The following is a 1290-nucleotide window of genomic DNA, read 5'->3' as shown; positions in this document are numbered from 1 at the left end:
ATTTATTTCTTCTTGAATTAACTCCTCTTGCCTTTCTTTGCTAATTTTAGCCATTTTGACCCCTCCCCCCATTGTGCGCGAAATAGCAAAATATATTTTTTCCCATCTCCTCCTCCCGTTGCATGGTCCTCCTACTAAAAGCCGAATCCTTGAATGGGGGGGAGTTTTAAGCTTCAATCACAAGTTGTAATTTAAATTTCTTAAGTATATCCTTGTATGAATGCTTACCTTTAATTGAGCGCACCGTATGCTTTGTTACATTGTACTTTTTAGCTATTTTATAAATTGGCAATTGATTAATCCAACAGTCACTATAGATTGCTATTACTGTTTCTTTATTCAACCTCTTTATTAGACCGGTTCTTAATGCGTGTTTCATGTTCTCATCGTTTGTGCACCACTCTAAATTATCAACATGATTATTCAACTTGTTCCCATCTTTATGATTGATACATGGTTTGTTACCTTTATTTTCAATGAATGCATATGCAACTCATCTATGAATCTTTTGATTTACCTTCTTACCATGATGATATAAAGTGACTCTATAGTATTTATTATCATGAAGTTGTTGCTTCAAAACTTTACCGCTTAAAGCATTTCGAACTCTTCCATAAGTAGATATCTCATATCCAAATCCTTTTATTTGTTTCCACTTCTCCACATAGCCCACTCCCTAAGAAACCAATTCAAAGTAAGCTTCAATAAAATCCAAAATAAAAAAGACTTCTTCACTAGAAATCTTTAGAATGTCTGTCATAAATATTAAATTCTCTTCTTGCAATCTTTCTCTAACATCAGTAAATGTAAGTCGTTTGCACTTCCTTGTGTTCACACAGTCTCTTATTTGGCAGTAACGCCAGTAAGAATACTTTCGGAACTGATTAAGCATGTCGCGTTCATATGACGTACGCTCGTCCTTCTCAGCGTATTGAATCATTAAGTCAGTATCAAATGTCCAACTACCATCAACTATAATCATCGCTACCAGCGCTCCTCATTGACGAACTTAGATTCACTATTACGTATCATCTTATCCTTACCATCAGCAATGTTATGGTGACGTACACAAATGTATTCAAGATTATCTAATTCTAACGCAAGATGCGGATGAGTTTTAACCGGTTTGATATGGTTCACATCCATCTTCGTCTTACGCCTACGTTTATCAAGTGTATCCCGCGTTGTTACCTTTCCTTCCTGTTTGCAATGCTCACATTCATTCTTAGCTCGCTCAATTGCTTTTAATCGTAAAGCTCTCCACTCTTTAGACTTATAGAACTTCATTAG

At 35.6% G+C, this 1290-nt stretch carries 4 protein-coding genes; all 4 read right to left on the bottom strand.

What is annotated here, in order from left to right:
• Positions 1 to 166 precede the first annotated feature (166 nt).
• Positions 167 to 451, bottom strand: a complete 285-nt coding sequence (locus ATL10_RS31675) for an HNH endonuclease (RefSeq protein ID WP_258375859.1) — start codon at positions 449 to 451, stop codon at positions 167 to 169.
• A 42-nt stretch (positions 452 to 493) separates the two neighbouring features.
• The gene (locus ATL10_RS31670; RefSeq protein WP_220037395.1) at positions 494 to 664 is read right to left on the bottom strand and encodes an NUMOD4 domain-containing protein; all 171 of its coding nucleotides are present in this window, start codon (positions 662 to 664) and stop codon (positions 494 to 496) included.
• Between the two features lie 12 nt (positions 665 to 676).
• A complete protein-coding gene (locus ATL10_RS30795) occupies positions 677 to 982 on the bottom strand; it encodes a hypothetical protein (protein WP_110498404.1) in 306 nt (101 codons plus the stop codon).
• A gap of 2 nt (positions 983 to 984) precedes the next feature.
• The coding region (locus ATL10_RS30790) for an HNH endonuclease (RefSeq protein WP_258375858.1) at positions 985 to 1290 on the bottom strand (306 nt) is incomplete at its 5' end.

The organism is Bacillus sp. 196mf, assembly GCF_003217275.1.
Taxonomy (GTDB): Bacteria; Bacillota; Bacilli; order Bacillales; family Bacillaceae_G; genus Bacillus_A; species Bacillus_A thuringiensis_S.
The sequence above is the reverse complement of the archived record's forward strand: the minus strand, read 5'-3'. Positions and strand labels throughout refer to the sequence as shown.